This window comes from Sphingomonas trueperi, from assembly GCF_040545965.1.
Classification (GTDB): Bacteria; Pseudomonadota; Alphaproteobacteria; order Sphingomonadales; family Sphingomonadaceae; genus Sphingomonas; species Sphingomonas trueperi_C.
The window spans coordinates 397,167-417,702 of record NZ_JBEPMV010000001.1 but is presented as its reverse complement, the minus strand read 5'-3'; the positions used below and the strand labels follow the sequence as shown (position 1 = coordinate 417,702).

19 protein-coding genes are annotated in these 20,536 nt (G+C 68.7%); 8 read left to right on the top strand and 11 right to left on the bottom strand.

Features of this window, described 5'->3' with window-relative positions:
- Positions 1-38: 38 nt before the first annotated feature.
- Both ABIC35_RS02025 and ABIC35_RS02020 read right to left on the bottom strand, forming a co-directional pair.
- Positions 39-1,070 (bottom strand): substrate-binding domain-containing protein, encoded by a 1,032-nt coding sequence (locus ABIC35_RS02025; RefSeq protein ID WP_121079589.1) that lies wholly within the window; start codon positions 1,068-1,070, stop codon positions 39-41.
- A gap of 88 nt (positions 1,071-1,158) precedes the next feature.
- Complete coding sequence (locus ABIC35_RS02020; RefSeq protein ID WP_121078705.1) at positions 1,159-2,364, bottom strand: ATP-binding protein; 1,206 nt, start codon at positions 2,362-2,364, stop codon at positions 1,159-1,161.
- Positions 2,365-2,446: 82 nt separating this feature from the next.
- On the opposite strand from ABIC35_RS02020, the gene ABIC35_RS02015 reads away from it, so the two are divergent.
- The 4 genes from ABIC35_RS02015 to ABIC35_RS02000 are packed head-to-tail and all read left to right on the top strand — an operon-like array spanning position 2,447 to position 4,965.
- Positions 2,447-2,836 (top strand): hypothetical protein, encoded by a 390-nt coding sequence (locus ABIC35_RS02015; protein WP_121078703.1) that lies wholly within the window; start codon positions 2,447-2,449, stop codon positions 2,834-2,836.
- Between the two features lie 10 nt (positions 2,837-2,846).
- Positions 2,847-3,122: an HPr-rel-A system PqqD family peptide chaperone gene (locus tag ABIC35_RS02010; protein WP_121078701.1), complete on the top strand. Its 276-nt coding sequence runs from the start codon at positions 2,847-2,849 to the stop codon at positions 3,120-3,122.
- The gene (locus tag ABIC35_RS02005; RefSeq protein WP_121078699.1) at positions 3,110-3,961 is read left to right on the top strand and encodes an HprK-related kinase A; all 852 of its coding nucleotides are present in this window, start codon (positions 3,110-3,112) and stop codon (positions 3,959-3,961) included. Before ABIC35_RS02010 ends, ABIC35_RS02005 begins: the two co-directional genes overlap by 13 nt.
- Positions 3,958-4,965 (top strand): nucleotidyltransferase domain-containing protein, encoded by a 1,008-nt coding sequence (locus tag ABIC35_RS02000; protein WP_121078697.1) that lies wholly within the window; start codon positions 3,958-3,960, stop codon positions 4,963-4,965. The genes ABIC35_RS02005 and ABIC35_RS02000 overlap by 4 nt, the downstream gene beginning before the upstream one ends.
- 21 nt (positions 4,966-4,986) lie before the next feature.
- Here the strand turns inward: ABIC35_RS02000 and ABIC35_RS01995 are convergent, their stop codons facing one another.
- The 4 genes from ABIC35_RS01995 to ABIC35_RS01980 are packed head-to-tail and all read right to left on the bottom strand — an operon-like array spanning position 4,987 to position 10,535.
- Complete coding sequence (locus ABIC35_RS01995; RefSeq protein ID WP_121078695.1) at positions 4,987-6,981, bottom strand: TonB-dependent receptor; 1,995 nt, start codon at positions 6,979-6,981, stop codon at positions 4,987-4,989.
- A 53-nt stretch (positions 6,982-7,034) separates the two neighbouring features.
- Positions 7,035-7,382, bottom strand: coding sequence for a hypothetical protein (locus ABIC35_RS01990; protein WP_147425923.1), 348 nt, complete (start codon positions 7,380-7,382; stop codon positions 7,035-7,037).
- 46 nt (positions 7,383-7,428) lie between these two features.
- Positions 7,429-9,006 carry an ATP-binding cassette domain-containing protein gene (locus tag ABIC35_RS01985; protein WP_121078691.1) on the bottom strand — a complete coding sequence of 526 codons (1,578 nt, stop codon included), beginning with the start codon at positions 9,004-9,006 and terminating at the stop codon, positions 7,429-7,431.
- Positions 9,003-10,535 (bottom strand): ABC transporter ATP-binding protein/permease, encoded by a 1,533-nt coding sequence (locus ABIC35_RS01980; RefSeq protein ID WP_121078689.1) that lies wholly within the window; start codon positions 10,533-10,535, stop codon positions 9,003-9,005. Before ABIC35_RS01980 ends, ABIC35_RS01985 begins: the two co-directional genes overlap by 4 nt.
- A 118-nt stretch (positions 10,536-10,653) precedes the next feature.
- On the opposite strand from ABIC35_RS01980, the gene ABIC35_RS01975 reads away from it, so the two are divergent.
- Genes ABIC35_RS01975 through cydX form a run of 3 tightly spaced genes read left to right on the top strand, consistent with a single transcriptional unit; the run spans position 10,654 to position 13,539 of the window.
- The gene (locus ABIC35_RS01975) at positions 10,654-12,243 is read left to right on the top strand and encodes a cytochrome ubiquinol oxidase subunit I (protein WP_121078687.1); all 1,590 of its coding nucleotides are present in this window, start codon (positions 10,654-10,656) and stop codon (positions 12,241-12,243) included.
- 21 nt (positions 12,244-12,264) lie between these two features.
- Entirely contained in the window at positions 12,265-13,410 is a 1,146-nt protein-coding gene (gene cydB, locus ABIC35_RS01970; protein WP_121078685.1) for a cytochrome d ubiquinol oxidase subunit II, read from the top strand.
- 12 nt (positions 13,411-13,422) lie between these two features.
- Positions 13,423-13,539: a cytochrome bd-I oxidase subunit CydX gene (gene cydX / locus ABIC35_RS01965; RefSeq protein ID WP_121078683.1), complete on the top strand. Its 117-nt coding sequence runs from the start codon at positions 13,423-13,425 to the stop codon at positions 13,537-13,539.
- A 96-nt stretch (positions 13,540-13,635) separates the two neighbouring features.
- Here the strand turns inward: cydX and ABIC35_RS01960 are convergent, their stop codons facing one another.
- Positions 13,636-13,863: a hypothetical protein gene (locus ABIC35_RS01960; protein WP_121078681.1), complete on the bottom strand. Its 228-nt coding sequence runs from the start codon at positions 13,861-13,863 to the stop codon at positions 13,636-13,638.
- 150 nt (positions 13,864-14,013) lie between these two features.
- Between ABIC35_RS01960 and ABIC35_RS01955 the strand changes: the two genes are divergently transcribed.
- A complete protein-coding gene (locus ABIC35_RS01955; RefSeq protein ID WP_121078679.1) occupies positions 14,014-15,108 on the top strand; it encodes a mechanosensitive ion channel family protein in 1,095 nt (364 codons plus the stop codon).
- Here ABIC35_RS01955 and ABIC35_RS01950 read toward each other — a convergent pair.
- The 4 genes from ABIC35_RS01950 to ABIC35_RS01935 are packed head-to-tail and all read right to left on the bottom strand — an operon-like array spanning position 15,059 to position 20,400.
- On the bottom strand, positions 15,059-16,468 hold the full coding sequence (locus ABIC35_RS01950) for an alpha,alpha-trehalose-phosphate synthase (UDP-forming) (protein WP_121078677.1): 1,410 nt from the start codon (positions 16,466-16,468) through the stop codon (positions 15,059-15,061). The two genes, ABIC35_RS01955 and ABIC35_RS01950, sit on opposite strands and share 50 nt — an antisense overlap.
- On the bottom strand, positions 16,465-18,258 hold the full coding sequence (locus ABIC35_RS01945; protein ID WP_121078675.1) for a glycoside hydrolase family 15 protein: 1,794 nt from the start codon (positions 18,256-18,258) through the stop codon (positions 16,465-16,467). The genes ABIC35_RS01950 and ABIC35_RS01945 overlap by 4 nt, the downstream gene beginning before the upstream one ends.
- Positions 18,255-19,013, bottom strand: coding sequence for a trehalose-phosphatase (gene otsB, locus ABIC35_RS01940; protein ID WP_121078673.1), 759 nt, complete (start codon positions 19,011-19,013; stop codon positions 18,255-18,257). Before otsB ends, ABIC35_RS01945 begins: the two co-directional genes overlap by 4 nt.
- Before the next feature lie 46 nt (positions 19,014-19,059).
- On the bottom strand, positions 19,060-20,400 hold the full coding sequence (locus tag ABIC35_RS01935; RefSeq protein WP_121078671.1) for a chloride channel protein: 1,341 nt from the start codon (positions 20,398-20,400) through the stop codon (positions 19,060-19,062).
- Between the last annotated feature and the right edge of the window lie 136 nt (positions 20,401-20,536).

The window sequence follows — 20,536 nt, the reverse complement described above, 5'->3', positions numbered from 1 at the left end:
GCGGAGCAACTCAGCGAAATGGGGGGCGAAAGGCGGCGTCACTTGAGTGCGGCCGGATCGAGCGGGGTGAGATCGGCCACGCGCTTCGCCATCTCGGCACGCATCGCCTCGGGCGCTGCGATCAGCCCGCGCTTCACCAGCGGACCGCCCGGGCCCCAAAGCGTGGTGTAGAGCGTCAGGAAATCCTTGAGCCCCGGGACCGCCTTGAGGTGGCGCTTCTTCACATAGAGGTAGAGCGGGCGCGCGCCCGGATATTGCCCGTCGGCGATCGTCGCATAGCTGGGCGCCACGCCTTCGATCGGCACGCCGTGCAGGCGGTTGCGGTTCTCTTCGAGATAGGAATAGCCGAAGATGCCGAGCGCATTGGGGTTCTGCGCCAGGCCCTGGACGATCAGATTGTCGTTCTCGCCCTTGTCGACATAGGGGCCGTCGTCGCGGATGCGGCGGCATTCGGCGTCATAGTGCGAAGGATCGGCTTCGGCCTTGAGCTTCGTGGCGTTGGGATCGGCCTCCAGGCAGCCGGGCGCCAGCATCAGCTCGACGAACGCGTCGCGGGTGCCGCTGGTCGAGGGCGGGCCCATCACCAGGATCGGGATCGCGGGCAGGCTGGGGTTCACGTTCTGCCAGGTGCGCGCGGTGTTGGGCTTGCCGAGCGGCTTGGCGGCGAGCGCCAGATAGACGTCGCGCTTGCTGAGCTGGAGCTTCGGACCCTGGTTCGATTCGGCGAGCGCCACGCCGTCCAGGCCGATGACGATCTCCAGGATCTCGCCGACCTGGTTTTGCTCGCAGCGATCATATTCCTTGCGCGTCATCCGGCGCGAGGCATTGGCGATGTCCGGGAACTGCGCGCCCACGCCCTCACAGAAGCGGCGGAGGCCGGCGCCGCTGCCGATCGATTCCACCACCGGCGCCTTGCGGCCGCTGCGCGCGTTGACGAACGCCTCGGCCACGGCCGTGGTAAAGGGATAGACGGTGGAGGAGCCGACGACGCGGATTTCGCGCGTGGCGCTGCCGTCGCACGCCGACAAGGCGAGCGTACCGAAGGCGATCAGCGCTAGACGACCCAGCATCGTCACTTCTTGCTCCCCGAGGATGGCGGTGTTTCGGATCGCGGAGTCTGCGCCTCGCTTCCCACGCACCGCCCATCCGGTAATCGCGTTACGACTTTATGACAGTCGGTTCGATCGGCAGCCGCACCGAGACGGTGGTGCCGACGCCCACCGTCGACGCGATATCGAAGCGCCCGCGGTGACGCTCGACCACATGCTTGACGATGGCGAGGCCCAGCCCGGTACCGCCCAGCGAGCGGCTGCGTCCCGAATCGACGCGATAAAAGCGCTCGGTCAGCCGCGGAATATGCTCGGCGGGGATGCCTTCGCCCTGATCGGCGACGGCGAAGCGGACCATCGTGTCGCCCTCGCTGCGCAGCGAGACGGTCACCGGCGTGCCGGCGCGACCGTATTTCATCGCATTGCCGATCAAATTGTGGAGCAACTGGCTGAGTTGGGTGCGGTCGCCGCGCACCGGCGGCACCGCCTCGATCTCGGTCACCAGATCGGCGGCACGGGCGCTGCCGGAAAGCTCGGTGCAGACCTGGTCGATCAGATCGGCGAGCTGCACCGACTCCGCCGGCGCGCGATATTTCTCCGCCTCGATCCGGCTGAGCGAGATCAGGTCGCTGATCAGCCGGTCCATGCGCCGCGCCTCGTCGTGCATGATCTTGAGGAAGCGGGCGCGGATCTCCGGCTCCTCGCCGGCGCCGTCGGCCAGCGTCTCGACATAGCCGAGCAGCGAGGCGAGGGGCGTGCGCAGCTCGTGGCTGGCATTGGCGACGAAATCGACGCGCATCCGATCGGCGGTATAGCTGCCGGTGCGATCGACGAGATGGACGACGCGCTCGCCCGTCTCCAGCGTGCGGACGCGCATCTCCCAGCGCTGCTCGCGCGTGCCGAGGCCCACAAGGTGAATGGGGGCGCTATGGTCCTCGCCCGGATCGAGCAGGCGCTCGGCGGCGGCGGGGTGGCGGATCGCCAGACGGACATCCTCGCCCAGGATATGCTTGCCGAGCAGCGAGCGGGCGGCGGCGTTGGCGGCGATCACGCGGGTGGCGGCGATTACCAGCACCGGTTCGGCAATGGCCTCGATCACTTCGGCGAAGGCGGGATCGCGGTCGGCTGCCGTGGCATCGTCGCGGGGGGCGGGCGCGGGATCGCCGCCGATCGCGACGATCAGCACCGCGGCGACCGCGCCGACCAGCAGCACCAGGGTCAGCTGCAGGTCGCCCCCGGCCAACAGCCCGACGACCGCCGACAGCGCGGCGACACCCAGTGCGAGGCTGATTCGGAAGCCATGGGCCGAAAGCATGGCGCCTTCTAGCGTGCAATCGTCCCAAGACGAGCCCGTATTTACGATTGCGAAATGGGCGCGGGCGCAGAAGAAGAGGGCAATGGACGATCCCAAATCCGAAGACCTGCCGACCCGTCGGCGCGCGCTGATGCTCGGCGCGGCGAGCGCGGCTGCGATCGTCTCGATCCGCCCGGCGCTGGCGCAGACCAATGCTTCGGTGATGCAGTGCGAGATCCCGGTGACCGATCCGGGCCGCGCGGGCAGCTATATCGCGCCCGACGGTCGCGTCGTGCCGGCGCGCACGCCCGGCGCCTTCCCGGCCCCGGGGCGCAACTTCAAGGCGCAGGACGTCAAGCGCGCACTCAACGGCGGCACGCTGCCGGGCACCGATCCGCAGGCGAGCCGCGCCTATACCAACTATATCCGCCGCTTGCAGCGCGGGACCAGCGGCTTCACCTGCTTCGCCTCGCTGCAGATGCCGCGCGGCTGAGGGCCGGGCGGTGTTCTATCGCGCCGCCGATCCCGCGACCTTGCGTATCGTGCCGCTGGATGCGCTGACCCTGATCTATCACCGCGCCTCGGGCATCACCCATATCGTCGACGCGCCGGTGCCCGAGATCCTCGACATCCTCGGCGAAGGCCCGCGCGACGTGGCCGGGCTGCTGGCGGTGCTGAGCGAGCGGTTCGACCTCGCCGATCCCGATCCCGCCGCGCTGGCGGTGCGGCTCGACGAACTGGTCGCGGCCGGGCTGGTGGAGCGGACATGCGCCATCTGAAGCTGCTCCGCATCGGCCCGCTGGGCTTCCGCATCGGCAGCCATTGGCACGAGCCGATCGCCGCGCTTGATGATCTCTATCGCGACTATCCGGCGCCGCAGGACGGTATCGCCGACTTCAACGTGCACCTGTTCGCCGCGCGGCCGTGGCGGCGGGTGCTGCGGCCCTCGGTCCATATCGCGGGCGACTTCGTGATCCCCGATGCCGCGCCGCTGCCGCTCTCCCAAGGGCTGCTCGCCGCCGAGATGGGGATGAACCTGCAGATGGCGCTGGGGCTGCGGCGCTATCTGCTGCTCCACGCCGCGATGGTCGAGCGGGACGGCCGCGCGGTGCTGATGACCGGCATCTCGGGGGCGGGCAAGTCGACGCTCGCCGCGCTGCTGATGGCGCGCGGCTGGCGGCTGATGGGCGACGAATTCGCGCTGATCGATTGCGCCACCGGGAAGGCGCACGCCTTTCCGCGGCTGGTCAGCCTGAAGAACGAGGCGATCGCGGTGGTCGCGCGGGCGCTGCCGGAGGCGCGCTTCGGGCCGCTGCTGGAGGGCACGCCCAAGGGCGTGATCCGCCATCTGGTGCCCGATGCGCGCGCCATCGCCGCCATGGAAGTGCCCGCCGAACCCAGCCTGATCCTCTTTCCGCGCTTCGGCTTCGAGCCGGCAGAGCGTCCGGTGCTGCCGAGCGAAGCATTCGTCCGGCTCACCCAGGCCTCCACCAACTATGTCACGCTCGCCGAGCGCGGGTTCGAGGCGTTGACTCGGCTGGTGCAGACGGTTCCCGCGCGCGCGATCGACTATCCCGATGCCGAGACGGCGCTGGCGATGGTGGAGGCGCTGGCATGAACCCGGCGCTGCTGCTCGCTCGCGTGCTGCGCGAACCCGGCGCGATTGAGGGCTTGGCCGCGTCCGACTGGAACGCGCTCTGGGCGGTCGCGCGCGCCGAGCAGCTGGCGGGCACGCTCGCGCATCGCATCGCCGGGCTGCCGATGCCGCAGGCCGCGGCGCGGCTGGTGGAAGACGCCATCGCCTCGGCCGAACAGGGCCGCACCGCCGCCTTGTGGGAAGCCGAGATGGCGCGGCGCGCGCTCGCCGGGATCGATGCGCCGATCGTGCTGCTCAAGGGTACCGCCTATGCCGCGGCGGGGCTGTCGCCTTCGACCGGGCGGGTGATCGGCGATCTCGACATCCTCGTGCCGCGCGACGCCATCGAGGATGTGGAGGCGGCGCTGCTCGCGGCGGGCTGGGAATGGGTGAAGCCCGATCCCTATGACGACGCCTATTACCGCCGCTGGATGCACGAGCTGCCGCCGCTGATCCACCGCGACCGCGACAAGATGATCGACGTCCACCACACGATCCTGCCGCTCACCGCGCGCATGCGCCCCGATGCGGCGGGGCTGCTGGCGGATAGCATCGCGCTGGAGAACGGGCTGCGCATCCTGGGGCCGCAGGACATGCTCTGCCACGCCGCTGCGCATCTGTTCGCCGACGGTGACGTCGCGGGCGGCATGCGCAACTTGTGGGACATTCACTGCCTGCTCGGCGAGTTCGGCTTCGACCGATTGGCAGAACGTGCCGCGCATCACGGGCTGAGCGCCGCGATGCGCCGCGCCGTGCGGCAGGCGGTGTGTCTCTACGGCACCGAAGCCCCGCCGGCATGGCAGGGCTGGGGCGCGCTCGATCCGCTGTTCCATCGCCGGCTGACCGCGCGCGACGCCTGGGGCCGGTCGACCCGCAAGGCGGTGCAGCTCGGCTTCTACCTCCGCTCGCACGCACTACGGATGCCGCCGGCGATGCTCGCCCGGCATCTCTGGACGAAATGGTGCAAGGGGCACCGGCCGGGCTGAACCGGCCGATGCCCGTCGCGATCAGAAGGTCGCGATCTTCACCATGAACCGCACATTGCGCCCCGGCTGGATCACCAGATCCTTGTTGAGCGAGGCGGCGTTGCGCTGCACCTCGTCGGTCAGGTTCTGCCCGACGATCGCGAACTCGATCCCCGGCTGCGACTTGAACGGCCGCCAGGCAATATTGGCATTGAGATTGTTGTAGCCAGGCGTCGCCGTGTCGAACGCGCCGAACTTGTCCTGCTCGCCGGCATGGACGAACTGCACCGCCGCGTCGAGCTGAGGGCTCAGCCAGTTCACGCCGCCACCCAGGCGATAGGGCGGGATGCGCGGCACGTTGCCGCCGCTGTCCAGCGTCGCACGGGTATAGTCCGCGAGCGCGGTGAGCTGCAGCGTGCGATCATGCTGGTGGAACAGATCGTAGCTCGCCTTGCCTTCCAGCCCGCGGAAATGCGCGCCCTGCTGGCGATAATTGAGCTCCTTCAGGTCGCCGTCGCCATTCAGCGCGCAGGTGCCGTCGTCGTCGCAGGTGCGCCCGGTCAGGTCGCCATAGATGTAATTGTGGAACCAGGTCGAATAGGCGCTGCCGTCGAAGTGGAAGCGATCGAGGTTCACGCGCACCGTCGCCTCGATCGAGTTGGCGCGCTCGATCTTCAGGTTCGGATTACCGGTCTCGAAGGTATTGGGGCCGTCATGCCCGCCGCGGGCGAACAGCTCGGTGATCGCCGGGGCGCGGCCGGTGCTCGACCCCGTGAAGCCCAGCTTCACATGGCTGCCCACATCGAGCAGCGCGCCGATCGCGCCGCTCACCGGCGTGAACTCGCGCGCGGTGAAGGCGTCGGATGCGGGCGTGCCCTCCTCGCGGACATGCTCGACGCGGCCGCTTGCCTGGACGTGGAGAATGTCCGTCACCGGCAGCTCGGTGAAGAGATAGGCGGCTTCGCTCTGGGTGGTGGTGGGGAACAGGTAGCTGCTATCCTGACCGATCGCCGAGAACTTGCGGTTCTGCAGCTCGAAGCCGAGCGCCGAGTTGCGGATCGGGCCCAGCGGGTTGAGCAGAAACTCGAGGTGGCCGTCGAATTCCTTGTTGCGGAACGTCGTGTCGATCGTCCCGTCCGGCTCCTTCTCGTCATGCGTATAGTCGGCATAGCTGGCGTCGAGGTTGACCGACTTGAGCGGGCCGGCGTTCACCGCGAACACGTCGCGCGACATCACCTTGGTCTGGCGCATGTCGATATAGGTGGTGTCGCTGGGGATGCCGTACTTCGAATTATACTGGCTGACCGACAGGCCGATGTGGCTCGCATCGTCGCCGCCAAAGAAATAGGAACCGCCCAGCGACGCGCCGTGCCCGCGGAAGAAGCTGTTCTGCTGGGTGCCGAGCGGCGTGTCATAATCGCCGGCGTCGCGGTAGAAGCCGTCGGCATGGAGCGCGATCGAACCGACCTTGGCATCGACCAGCGCGCCGCCTTCGCCGACGTTCGAAACGGTGCCGTAGCTGCCTTCCGCCTCGCCCGAAATGGGCGCGTCCGGCAGCTTCATCGGCACCCGGTTGTTGATCACGTTGACCACGCCGCCGATCGCCTGGCTGCCATAGCGCAGCGTGCCGGCGCCGCGGACGACTTCGATGCTCTGCGCCGCGAAGGGATCGACCGGTATACCATGGTCAGGGCCGATGTCCGACACGTCCGAGCTGCTGGCGCCGTTCTCCAGGATGCGCACCCGCGTCGCGTCCATGCCGCGGATGATCGGCCGGCTGGCCCCGCTGGCGAAGCTGGTGGCGGCAATGCCGGGATCCTGCGCCAGCGCGTCGCTGATGCTCGCGCCGCCGCTGCGCAGGATCTGGTCGCGATCGACATGGGTGACGATGGTCGGCACCTCGTCGCTCGCCACGGCATAGGGCGTGGCCGTGACGACGATGATGTTCTTGTCGTTGGCCTGCTGCGGATCGGTGTCGGCAAAGGCATGGGGGACGAACGCGACGATCGCCGCGCCCGTGAGAAGGGCAGTACGCATGAAGGAAACTCCGTGAACCTGGGGTGCGCCGCTTGGGCGACGCCAATCGTTGGTCAGGCGCGGAGTTCGGGCGGCGCGCGGCTGCGCCAGGCGTGCGAGCGGACGAGCCGCGGGGCCGGATCGGCGGCGAGCGCGGCGTGCCATTCGCTTGCCGGCAGCGGCGGCGCGACGGTGGGCGGCACGGAGGCGAGATAGGCGGAGGCTGACGCGACCTCGTCGCAGAGCGGGCAATCCTCGTCGTCGTCGCTCTGCCTGGGCGCGTGGTGAGAGGCATGCGTCGCGGCGGCCCAGCCTTGTCCGGGATGCACATGCGCGCGGACGATCCCCGCCTGCCAGCACAGCGCGAACGCCAGCAGCAGCGCCGGCAGCAGCCGGACCAACAGGCCAGGGATGCGGAACATGCGCATCCGCAATGCCGTACTGCAGCATCGCGTATGTTTCAATATATCATTGGCCGATGGCGGCGATATCGATCCGGTCCGTGGCGAGGGCTAGCGGGGCCGGGCGGTGCGAGACGAGGACCAGGCCGGCGCCGGTCGATTGCAGCCAGGCATCGACGCGGTGGACCAGTTCCGCCTCTGTCGCTGCATCCAGCCCCTCGCTGGGTTCGTCGAGCAGCAGCCATGGGCGCCCCGCGAGCAGCGCGCGGGCGAGCGACAGCCGCTTGCGCTCTCCCCCCGAGAGTGTGCCGCCGGCCTCGGCGAGCGAGGTCTCCAGCCCGGCGGGCATCGCGCGTACGGTCGCATCAAGGCAGGCGGTATGGAGCGCCTCCCACATCGCTGCCTCGGTGATGCCGGGGCGGGCGACGCGGAGATTATCGGCAATCGAACCTGCGATCAGCACCGCGTCCTGCGGGGCAAGGGCGAACTGGCGGCGCAGCGTGTCGGCACTGCACTGCGCGATCGACGTGCCGTCCAGCGCGAGGCTATGTACCGGCGCGCGCAGCCCGGCCAGCGCCTCGATCAGCCGCGTCTTGCCGGTGCCCGAGGCGCCGGTGATCGCCACGCGGGCGCCGGGCGCGAACGTGTGGCTGCCGAGGGTGATTGGCTCGGCGATGGTGTCGGCGGGGGGCACGGCGACGAGCGCGCCCGGCAATTCGGCCAGCGTGGCGAGGCGGGCGAGGCCCTGCTCGACGCTCGCCTGGCGCAGCGCGGTGCGGGCAAAGGCGGCCATCGCCTCCACCGATGCGGCGGAGGCGAGCAGCGCCAGCGCGCGGACGGGCGTACTCGCGTCGGAGAGGGCGAAGACGATCGCTGCGGTCAGCGCGCCATAGCCGGCGAGCAGCCCGGCCACCGCGCCGTCGCCGCGGGCGAGTGCGGCACGGGCGCGGTCGAGCGGGCGGGAGAGGTCCGCGATCGTGTCCGCTACGCGCGGGGCGAGGCCATAGGCGATGATCTCGGGCCGGGCGGCGGCATAGTCGACGAAGGCGGTGCGCAGGGCGCCCAGCGCTTCGGCAGCTTCGGCGGCCGGACCGGCGGTGAGGCGGCCCGCGGCAAGGGTGAGCAGCGGCGGCAGCGCGGCGAGGAGCAGCGCCAGCGCAAGCGCGGCCTTCCAGCCGGCCAGTGCTACCAGCGCCACCGCGAACAGCGCGGCAGCGAGGCTGGCGGGGCGGCTCGGGCGGCGGACCACCAGGTCTTCCAGCGCTTCGATGTCGCCGATCAGGCGGGCGCTGGCGTCGCCGCCGGCAAGGTCGGGCGCGGTGCGGCTGTCCTGCGCGGCGAGCTTGCCGAACAGTTGGCCGCGCAGGTCCGCCATGGCGGTCAGCGCGGCCTGATGCGAAAGCAGGCGTTCGCCGTAGCGGCCGCCGGTCCGCAGGATGGCGAGGCCGCGGATCGCGGCGCTGGGGATCAGATAGTTGAACGCCGCGACCGCGGCCGCGCCGCTCGCCCCGGCGATGGCGGCGCCGGTGAGGAACCAGCCGGACAGCGCCAGCAACAGGATCGCGGCGAGCCCGGCGATGGTCGCACAGGCGAGCGCCTGGCGGAGCGTGCGACGTTCGGGCGCGGCGAGGGGGAAGAGATTCACAGCGTCACCTCGGCATCGGCGGCGGCGATCAGGCGCGGATCATGGGTGGCGACGATCACCGCGCGCTCGGCGGCGACGTCGCGGAGCAGCGCGGTGATCGCGGCGGCGCTTTCGGCATCGAGATCGGCGGTGGGCTCGTCGGCGAGCAGCAGCGGGCGATCCGCCAGCAGCGCGCGGGCAAGGCCGAGGCGGCGCCGCTCGCCGCCGGACAGGCCGGAGCCGCGATGGTCGAGCGGCAGGTCCAGCCCGGCGCCGCGATGGGCGAGCATCGGGCCGAGCCCGACGCGGTCGATGGCGGCGAGCAGCTCAACGTCGGAGGCGTCCGGCGCGGCGAGGGCGAGGTTGTCGCGCAGGGTTCCGGGGAGGATCAGCGGGTGTTGCGCGGCCCAGGCGATCTGATCCGCGGACGACGTCGTCAGCCTGCCATCGCTCGCCGCGATCTGCCCCGCGATGGCGGCGAGCAGGCTGGTCTTGCCGCTGCCGGTGGGGCCAGTCAGCGCCACGAGGCCTGTCGTCCCCCCGATCAGTAGGCTGACCGGCCCGATCGTCCGCCCCGGCCAAGCGATCACCAGGTCCTTCGCCTCTACGCCCGCGAACACCCCCGGCACGGCGGCAGGCGCCACCACCTCCGGCACCGCCGAGATCGCCGTGCGCGCGGCCTCGCCGAGCTGCTTGTCGTGATATGCCGCCGCCAGCCGCCGCATTGGCAAATAGAACTCCGGCGCCATTGCCAGCGCGAAGAACGCTTCGCGCAGCGTCAGCGTCTCGGGATCGGGGAAGGGGAGGAGGCCGAGCAGGCTGAACCCGCAATAGACTGCCACCAGCGCCACCGCGAGCGCCGAGAAGAATTCGAGCACCGCGCTCGACAGGAAGGCGACGCGCAGCACCGCCACCGTCCGCGCCGCAACTTCACGCGTCGCGACGCCCACCTGTCGTGCGATCCGCTCCTCCGCAGCGAAGTGGCGCAGGATCGGCAGCGTGCGGACCCGGTCGACGAACAGGTCGGATAGGTCGCCCAGTGCTTCGAGCTGGCGCTCCGAGGCGCGCTTGGCAGCTGTGCCAGCCAGGATCATGCCGAAGATGAAGGGGACGAGGGTGCCCAGCAGGATTCCCGCCGCCACCATGCTCGCGCAGGCGATGATCGCCACCGCCACCAGCGGCGCGGCGGCGGCCGCCACCCGGGCGGGGACGAAGCGCGTCTCATAGCCCTCGATCGTCGCGACATGGTCGATCGCCAGCACCGCCGACTGCCCGCTCGACGGTGCCGCGCCGCTGCCGAGCAGGCGCTCGACCAGGTTGCGGCGGAGCGGCGCGGTCGTCGCCTGCGCACCGCGCACCGCCAGCACCGGCACGGCCCACGCGGTCGCCGCGCGCACCAGCTCGCCCCCGAGCATCGCCGCAAACGCCGCGCCCGGCACCGCCTGCCCGGCGGCTGCCGCGGCGACGCCGTCGGCAATGCCCCAAGCGAACAGTGCCGCGCCGCCCAAATCGATGATCCAGGCGAGCCCGGCCTGCTTCTGAAGGTTCATATTCTCCAATGCTAAAGCCTCATTCCGGCTGCGACAGGAATAGGGGATGTTCCGCATAGGCGTCGCCCACACCAAAGCCTAGGCCGCGGATCACCGGCTCTTTGCTGAGGACAAAACTATGGATATGGCAGTCGTAGAACTGTCGCGCCTGCAATTCGCGCTGACAGCGATGTACCACTTCCTGTTCGTGCCGTTGACGCTGGGCCTTTCAGTGATGCTCGTCATTACCGAAAGCGTCTATGTCGTCACCGATCGCCCGATCTGGAGGGACATCACCCGTTTCTGGGCCAAGCTATTTGGCATCAACTTCGTCCTCGGTGTTGCCACCGGGCTGACGATGGAATTCGAATTCGGGACCAACTGGTCCTATTACTCGCACTATGTCGGCGATATCTTCGGGGCGCCGCTGGCGATCGAGGGCCTGATGGCCTTCTTCCTCGAAGCCACCTTCGTCGGCCTGATGTTCTTCGGCTGGGATCGCCTGTCGAAGCGCCAGCATCTTCTGGTGACCTTCCTTACCGCGCTCGGCACCAATTTGTCGGCACTGTGGATCCTGGTCGCCAATGGCTGGATGCAGCACCCGGCGGGTGCGGTGTTCAATCCGGACACGATGCGCATGGAGGTCACCGATTTCATGGCGGTGGTGTTCAACCCCGTCGCGCAGGCGAAGTTCGTCCACACCGTCAGCGCCGGCTATGTCTGCGCCAGCGGCTTCGTCCTCGGCATCTCGGCCTATTATCTGCTGCGTGGCCGGCACATGGAACTCGCCAAGCGCAGCTTCGCGGTGGCGGCGGCGTTCGGCCTAGCGGCCTCGCTGTCGGTGGTCGTGCTCGGTGACGAGAGCGGCTATGCGCTGACCGACAACCAGAAGATGAAGCTCGCCGCGATCGAGGCCGAATGGCACACCGAAGCGGCCCCCGCCGGCATCACCGTGTTCGGCCTTCCCTCCAACCAGGGCCGCGAGACCTATTTCCAGGTCAAGGTGCCCTATGTGTTGGGTCTGATCGGTACGCGTAGTCTGACCGGCCAGGTGGAAGGCATCTACCCGCTGGTGGGCAAGGCCCGGCTGCGCATCGAGAACGGCCTGACGGCCTATGACGCGCTGCAGACGCTGAAGACCGATCGCCAGAACGTCGCCGCTCGGGCGAAGTTCGAAACCGCCAAGGGCGACCTGGGCTATGCCCTGTTGCTCAAGCGTTGGGTAGCCGATCCGCGTCAGGCCACCGAAGCGCAGAAGGATCGGGCCGCCTGGTCGACCGTTCCCAACGTGCCGGCCGTGTTCTGGCTGTTCCGCGGCATGGCGGCGCTGGGCTTCTTCTTCATCGCCTTCTTCGCCGCCGCGCTCTACTACGCCAATACGCGCCGCTTCCACCGCAAGTGGTTCCTGCGCACGGCGATGTGGGTGCTCCCGCTGCCCTGGCTTGCGATCGAGTTCGGCTGGGTCGTCGCCGAAGTGGGGCGCCAGCCCTGGGCGGTCGACGGCGTGCTGCCGACCTTCCTCGCCACCTCGAGCCTGACCGTACCGGCGCTCTGGACCACGATCATCGGCTTCACGGCGCTCTACGGCCTGATGGCGGTAATCGAGTTCCGGCTGATGCTGGCGGCGATCAAGCACGGGCCGGAGACCTACGAGCCCTGGCAACCCCGCCACGATCCGGTGCCGACCACGCCCGATCCGCGGCCGCTCCACGCCGTTCCCGCGGAATGAGCGCGAGCAAGGAGAAAGAACATGTCCATCCCGCTCGATTATGAAATCCTGCGCCTCATCTGGTGGGCGCTGCTGGGGGTGCTGCTGATCGGCTTCGCGCTGACCGACGGCTTCGACCTGGGAACGGCAGCGCTGCTGCCGTTCGTGGGCCGCACCGATGAAGAGCGCCGCATGGTGATCAACACCGTCGGACCGACCTGGGAAGGCAACCAGGTGTGGTTCATCCTGGGCGGCGGCGCCATCTTCGCCGCCTGGCCGTTCGTCTATGCGGTCAGCTTCTCGGGCTTCTACCTCGCGATGTTCCTGGTGCTGGCGGCGCTGATCCTGCGTCCGGTCGGCTTCAAGTATCGCTCCAAGCGCCCCGACGCCGCCTGGCGTTCGCGCTGGGACTGGGCGCTGTTCGTAGGCGGCTTCGTGCCCGCCCTCGTCTTCGGCGTCGCGGTGGGCAACGTGCTGCTCGGTGCGCCCTTCCGGCTCGATAGCGATCTGCGCTCCTTCTACGAAGGCACGCTGCTCGGCCTGTTCACCCCGTTCAGCCTCGTCGCCGGCCTGCTCTCGGTTGCGATGCTGGTGCTGCACGGCGCCGGCTGGCTGAGCCTCAAGGCCGAAGGCGCGGTTGTCGAGCGTGCGCAGCGCTTCGGCACCGTCGCGGCGATCCTCGCAATCGTGCTGTTCGCGGTCGGCGGCGGTTTCGTTGCCTATGGCGACATGGGTTATCGCCTGGTCGGCGCGGTCGATCCCAACGGCCCGTCAAACCCGCATCTGATCCAGACGGTGAAGGCGCCGGGCGCATGGCTCAACAACTACGGCGCCCATCCGTGGATGCTGATCGCTCCGGTGCTCGGCTTCCTCGGCCCGGTGCTGGCGCTGATCGGGATCCGTGGACGCAAGAGTGCGCTGGTGTTCACCGGTTCGTCGATCGCCAATGTCGGCATCATCGCCACCGTCGGCCTGTCGATGTTCCCGTTCATCCTGCCGAGCGCGATCGACCCTGCCTCCAGCCTCACCGCCTGGAACGCCTCGTCGAGCCATCTCACGCTGTTCATCATGCTGGGCTGCACGCTCGTCTTCCTGCCGATCGTGCTCGCCTACACCGCTTGGGTGTACAAGGTGATGTTCGGCCGCGTCAGCGGGGAAGAGCTGCGGCTCAACCCCGACCTCTACTGAGGAGTAAAACCCATGTGGTATTTCGCCTGGATCCTCGGGGTCTGCCTGGCCGTCGCTGCCGCCGTGCTCAACGGCATCTGGCACGAGTTCCATTCGGACCCGAACTCGGACCTGACGGTCCTCGACTGAACACAAGGAAAGGGGCGGCCGCACCGCGACCGCCCCCCCGCCCCGAAGGCCGGCGCGATCCTGACAAGGGATCGGCCGGCCTTTTCTCGTTTAACCCTAGACCGGCCCGCCCTCGGCGCGGCGCTCGAAGATCGCCGCAAGCTCCAGGTGCAGGCGCTTGTGCCGTTCGTTGGGTGCGCGAGTCGCGCGGTCCCGCTCCTGCTCGGCGCGCAGGCGGAAATGGTTCGTGAGAGGCGCCTGGTGCAGGGAGGACATCGACCCGGACTCGGTTTGGGTTTCGTTCATTGCCTGCCTAATGTCGTGTTTATCGCCGTCTTCGGCCATTCCGTAGAAGTCACGGTGTGTATCGCTACGGGACCAGGCACTTGCGCTGGACGCACGCCTGATCCGCCCTGCCGTGCCTGCCTACGCTACCGGAACCGAGTGCCGCCGCCTCCCGTTACCCGGGCATAGCCATCACGACAGGAGCATGATTTGGAGCGGTTGATTGCCGACCTTCCCGGCTGGGTGACGAGTATCGCGCTGATCGCCGCCGCGATCACGGTGGCGCTGCTGGTGCATCGTCTGGCGTTCTCGCTGGGGCGGCGGGCCGCCGCGCATAGCAAGGGACAGCTCGACGACATCGTCATTCGCCGCTTGTACCGCCCGGCGCGGTGGCTGCTGGTGGCGATCGCCTTGTCGTTCATCCAGCCCGGGCTCGACCTCGGCACCAGCGGCACCCGCGCCTGGGCGCAAGCGGCGGGCTTGCTGGTGCCCGGTCTGATCGGCTGGATGCTGGTGGCGCTGCTGGGTGTGATCTTCGACTGGGTGCTGCTGCGCGCGGACGTGACGGTGGAAAACAACCTGCGCGCCCGGCGACGGCGGACCCGCGCTTCAATCCTTCACCGCGTGATCGTGTTCGTCGTGCTCTCGATCACCTTCTGCCTGATGCTGATGAGCATCCCCAGCGTGCGCAGCATCGGCGTGACGCTGATCGCCTCGGCCGGTCTCGCTGCTCTTGCCGTAGGTGCCGCTGCGCAGCCCGCGCTCAAGAACCTGATCGCCGGCATACAGATGGCCTTCTCCGAGCCGATCCGTCTCGACGACGTGGTGATCGTCGAAGGCGAGTGGGGCCGGATCGAGGACATCCGCCTGACTTATGTCGTCGTCCGCCTGTGGGACGAACGCCGCTTGGTGGTGCCGGTCTCGCAATTCCTGGAGAAGGCCTTCCAGAACTGGACGCGCGAGACCAGCCAACTGCTCGGCAGCGTGTTCTGGTATCTCGATCCTGCCGCCGACATTCCCCGGCTGCGCGCCAAGCTGGAGGAACTGGTCAAGGCCAATCCGCGCTGGGACGGCCGCTTCTGCAACCTGCAGGTGACCGACACCAAGCCCGAGGCGATCGAGGTGCGCGGGCTGATGACGGCCAAGGATGCCTCGACCGCCTTCGACCTGCGCTGTGATATCCGCGAAGGGCTGCTTGCCTATATCCGAAGCGAAATGCCCGAGGCGCTGGTCCGCACCCGCGGGCTGCTCGACTTCACGCCTCGACCGGAAGCCGGGTCTCCGTCTCCATCGGGACGCTCCTGAGCTCGTCAGTGAACTTCTTGAGCCACCACATCACGTCCTGTTCGTCGACGCCCTGCTTCAGCGCCTGCCAGCGCTCGATCCGCTCTTCCAGCGGCATGTTGAGCGCCTGGCAGATCGCGTCGGAGACTTCCTCGGCGCTATAGGGGTTCACCAGCAGCGCCTGCTCCATCTGGATCGCCGCACCGGCGAACTTGGAGAGGATCAGCACGCCCGGGTCCTTGGGATCCTGCGCGGCGACATATTCCTTCGCCACCAGATTCATCCCGTCGCGCAAAGGGGTGACCAAGCCGATCTTGGCGGCCCGGTACACGCCCGCCAGCACGTCGCGCGGATAGCCCTGGTTGACGTAGCGCAGCGGCACCCAGTCGAGATCGGCATGCGCGCCGTTGATCTTGCCCGACAGCCCCTCCAGCGTATTGCGGATGCGCTGATAGGTCTCCACCGTCGCGCGCGACGGCGGCGCGATCTGGAGCAGATACACTTCCTTGCGCTGCTCCGGATAGGTGGTGAGGAAGCGCTCGTATCCGAGGAAACGCTCCTCCAGCCCCTTCGAATAATCGAGCCGGTCGACGCCGACGATCAGCGAACGGCCGACCGAGCTGGTGCGCATCTGCTCGAAGGTCTCGCGCGCCGATTTGCTTTCGGCCAGTGCCGCGAACTCCTTGGCATCGATGCCGATCGGGCAGGCGACCAGCTTCACGCTCTTCAGGCCGATGCGCAGCACGCCGTCGGGCTGGACCACCGCTTCCATCTCGGCGCGGGCGAAGTCGATGAACGATTCCATCCACTCCTGGGTGTGGAAGCCGATCACGTCATAGGCGAACAGCTTCTCGATCAGCTCGTGCGCCTTGGGCAGGCTGGAGAGGAGGCGGCGCGGCGGCCAGGGGATGTGGAGGAAGAAGCCGATCCGGTTCTTGCAGCCGCGCCGACGCAGTTCCTGTCCGAGCGGGAACATGTGATAGTCCTGCACCCATACGACGTCGTCCGGCTCGATCAGCGGGCGGACAGTCTCGGCGAAGCGCTCGTTGACGCGCTGATAGCCGCCCGCGAAGCCGCGCTCATATTCGGCCAGGTCGATCCGGTAGTGGAACAGCGGCCACAGCGTGCGGTTCGCATAGCCGTTATAATATTCGTCGATATCCTGCTCTTCGAGGTCGACGGTCGCGGTGGTGACGCCCTCATTCCGCTGCATGCTGATCTGGCCGGTGAACTGGTCGGTCTGCTCGCCAGACCAACCGAACCAGATGCCGCCATTCTCGCGCAGGGCTGCGGCGAGGGCGACGGCGAGGCCGCCCTGCGCCCCCGAGTTGGAGCCGTTGGGTGCGGTTACGCGGTTCGAGATGACGATAAGGCGGCTCAACGGATCGAACTCCAGGGCTTGCTCAGCAGGACGGCGCAATTGATCATGCCGACCAGCGAGTAGGTCTGGGGATAATTGCCCCACAATTCCCCGGTGACGGGGTCGATATCCTCGGAGAGCAGGCCGGCGGCGGTGCGCCTGCCCAGCATCTCCTCGAACAAGGCGCGCGCCTCATCGGTACGGCCGGTGATGTGCAGCGCTTCGATCAACCAGAACGTACAGAAGTTGAACGCGGTTTCGGGCAGGCCGAAATCATCCTCGGTATCATAGCGCAGCATGGTCGAGCCGCGGCGCAGGCCTTCCTCCACTGCCTTCAGCGTCGAGACGAAGCGGGGATCGTCGGGCGCCAGGAAGCGCATCTCCAGCAGCTGGAGCAAGCTGGCGTCGAGATCGTCGCCCGAGAAGGTCGCGGAGAAGCGGTCCGTCTCTTCGCGCCACGCCTTGTCGAAGATCGTCGTGCGGATCGTGTCCGCACGATGCTGCCAGAAGTCGCGGCGCTCGGGCAGGTTGAGCACATGCGCGGCGTTGGCGAGCCGGTCGCAGGCCGCCCAGCACATCGCCACCGAATAGGTGTGGACGCTCTGGCGGGTGCGCAGCTCCCACAGCCCGGCATCGGGCGAGTCGTGATATTGCCAGGCGCGCTCGCCGACGCGCTCCAGCGATTCGTAGTCCTCGACGCTGGCGATGCGGTACAGCCGCTGGTCGAAGAACGCCTGGACGTTGGACAGGACGATCTGGCCATAGGCGTCGTGCTGGACCTGCTCATAGGCCTGGTTGCCGACGCGCACCGGCCCCATGCCGCGGTAGCCGGCGAGGTCGGGCGCCTCGCGCTCTTCCAGCGTCGCCTCGCCGAGCACGCCGTAGAGCGGCTGGATATGCCCGCCGCGCGGCTCGGCCCGGGCGTCGTCGACGATGTTGCGGAGATAGCCGAGATAGGTCTCCAGCACGTCGAGCGCGCCCAGCCGGTTGAGCGCCTGCACCGTGTAATAGGCGTCGCGGATCCAGCAGTAGCGATAGTCCCAGTTGCGCTGGGAACCGGCATGTTCGGGGATCGACGTGGTCAGCGCCGCGACGATCGCGCCGGTCTCCTCGTGCTGGCACAGTTTGAGGGTGATGGCCGAGCGGATCACCACCTCCTGCCACTCGAGCGGAATGGCGAGGCCGCGCACCCAGTGCTGCCACTCGGCGATGGTGTTGAGCAGCATGTCGTCGACCGTCTCGGCAACGTCGCCGCTGAAGCTCTCGTCGGGGCCGAGGAAAAAGTGCAGCGGTTTCTCGACGCGGAACACGCGCTCCTCGTCCACCATCCCGACGGGGGCGGTGGTGGTGAGGCGCAGCGTCATCGGCTCGACGAGGTAGCGCAGATGGTTGGAGCCGCCGATGCGGGTCTTGCAGCTCTTGCCCCAGCCGCAGGTGGGCCGCAGCTTCACCCGGATGCGCGGGCTGCCCGCCACCGGCTTGACGATGCGGGCGAAGGCGACCGGGCGGTAGACCCGGCCGAGGCGCGAGAAGCGCGGGCAGAAATCGGTGACTTCGATCGCGTTGCCGGCCGCATCGGTATGGCGGCTGACCAGGATCGGGGCGTTGCGCAAATAGCGCTGCTCGACCGAGACCACGCCTTCCAGCGCGATGTCCCAATAGCCGGCCTCGGGCTCCTCGCCGCCGACCAGCGCCGAGAAGAGTGGATCGCCGTCGACGCGGGGCACACAGCCCCAGACGAAGCGGCCGGCGCGGTCGATCAGCGCGCTGACCTGGCAGTTGCCGATCGGCCAGAGGTCGAGCGTCGTCATGCGGGAACTCCCGTTGCAGCGGCCAGCCAGGCGAGCACGCCCGATACATCGTCGAGGCGGTAGCGCGCGTCGGTGGGGCGGGGGTCGCCGACCAGCACGCCCGCGCCGCCGAGCAGGGCGACGGCGGAGAAGCCCGGCTCGTCGGTCACGTCGTCACCCAGGAAAACGGGGCGACCCGCGGCGAAGCGCGGATCGGCCATCAGCGTGCGGATCGCGCTGCCCTTGTCGCCGCCCGCGGTGCGGACCTCGACCATCATCTTGCCGTGCTGGAGGTAGAGGCCGTGCTCGATCGCCAGCCGTTCGCCCATCGCCATGGCCTCGGCTTCCAGCGCGGGGTTCAGCCGGTAGTGGACAGCGGCGCCCAGCGGCTTGTCTTCGAGGATTGCGCCCTCGTTGGTCTCGGTGAAGGCGCGCATCGCGGCCAGCGCTGCGACGAGCCCGGCGGGACGCTCGGCCTGGTCGCGGCGGCCATCGGACCAATGGAATTCCATGCCGTGGCTGCCGACGACGGACGGAGCATGGTCGCCGAACAGGGCGGTCAGATCGCCCGCCGGGCGGCCGCTCACCAGCGCCAAGCGGCCATCGAGCTTTTCCTCCAGCGCGCGGATCAGGTCGACCAGCACGGGCGCGACCACCACGCCGTCAGGGCGGTCGGCGAGTTCGACCAAGGTCCCGTCGAAATCGAGGAACAGACTGGCATTATCGAGCAGATCCGCCGGGGGCGGCATCAGCAGAACGGGGTCCCGGTCGGGCATGCAACTCCTCATCGGGCGCCAAAATCCGGGCGCCTCCACAGGTTCGTTACGCGCGCGGGACCGATCCGTTCCCCCGATCGTCGGATTCATGCTGCACCTGCGTTGTACCGAAGCGCAGCGATAGGCCGTGATAGAGCCGTTCCTTCGAGACCAGCTGCGCGGTGAAGTCGGCGATCAGCGCGGCAGCAAGCAGCGGCAGCATCAGCCCGCGGCTGGCGGTGGTCTCGGCGATGATGATCACTGCGGTCAGCGGGGCGCGGACCACACCGGTGAAATAGGCGACCATGCCTAGCAGCACAATCGTCCCGCCCGGCGCGGTTGGGAACATCGGGCGGACGAGGTCACCGACGCCCGCGCCCACGGAAAGCGAGGGCGCGAAGATGCCGCCCGGTATGCCGGCGATGGCGGTGGCGAGGGTCGTCGCGAACTTGGCGGGGGCGTACCACCAGGCGATCTCGCTGCCGGTGATCGCGGCGCGGGCGGCATCATAGCCGGTGCCCCAGGTCAGCCCCGTCGTCACGCCGAGGATGGCGACCACCAGCCCGCAGGCGGCGGCGAATATGAGCTTGTGGCGGCGGACGGCGACCAGCGGCCGCCAGTCCGATCCACCGGCCGCGAGCATCAGCCGCGAGAAAAGGCCGCCGGCGAGACCACCGACGACGCCCGCGACGGGGGCGGCAAGCACCGCCTGCGCGAGCGGCAGCGTGCTCCGCATCGCGCCGAAATAGACATAGTCCCCGGCGATGCCGAGGCTGGTCATGCCCGCGATCAGCACGGCGGCCATCACCAGCACCGCCATGCGCTGCTCATAGGCGGCGGCCAGTTCCTCGATCGCGAAGGCAACCCCGGCGAGCGGCGTGTTGAATGCCGCGGCGACGCCGGCTGCGCCGCCGGCGATGAACACCGAGGCGCGGATCGGCACACGGGCGAGCCGATGCGCGTAGCCCATGATCGACGCGGCGACCTGCACGGTGGGTCCTTCGCGCCCGGTCGAAGCTCCGACCAGCACCGCGCCGATGGTGAGGATCAGTTTCAGCACCACGGTCTTGGCCGAGGTGAGGCTGGTCATCGCGTCGTCGGGGTCGCGCGTTGCGGCCATCACCTGCGGGATGCCGGAGCCGGTGGCGTCGGGGGCGAAGCGGCGGGTCGCCCAGGCGAACAGCGCAAAGCCGGCAGGAGTGAGAAGGAGGGGAAGCCACCACCAGGTCCGCTCCAGTGTGGTGAAGCGTCGTGCCGCCCAGTCCGCGGCCTCCGCGAACCCGAAGGCAACGAGGCCGATGACAATGGCACCGCCAAGAAACGCGACGCGACGCCGCCAGATCTGAGCCGTTGGGCCGTGCCGACGCACGATCGCGCGGACGCGGCGGGTGGTGTTGCGGTGGTCCATGCACTCCCTCAGCCTGGCCCCCGCCGCGGGCGCTGTAGCGGGGGAAATCGTCGGGCGCTACCCAATCCTCCCCTGCAAGGGGAGGTGGCAGCCCGCAGGACTGACGGAGGGATGTACCCGTTGGAGGGGTGGACGA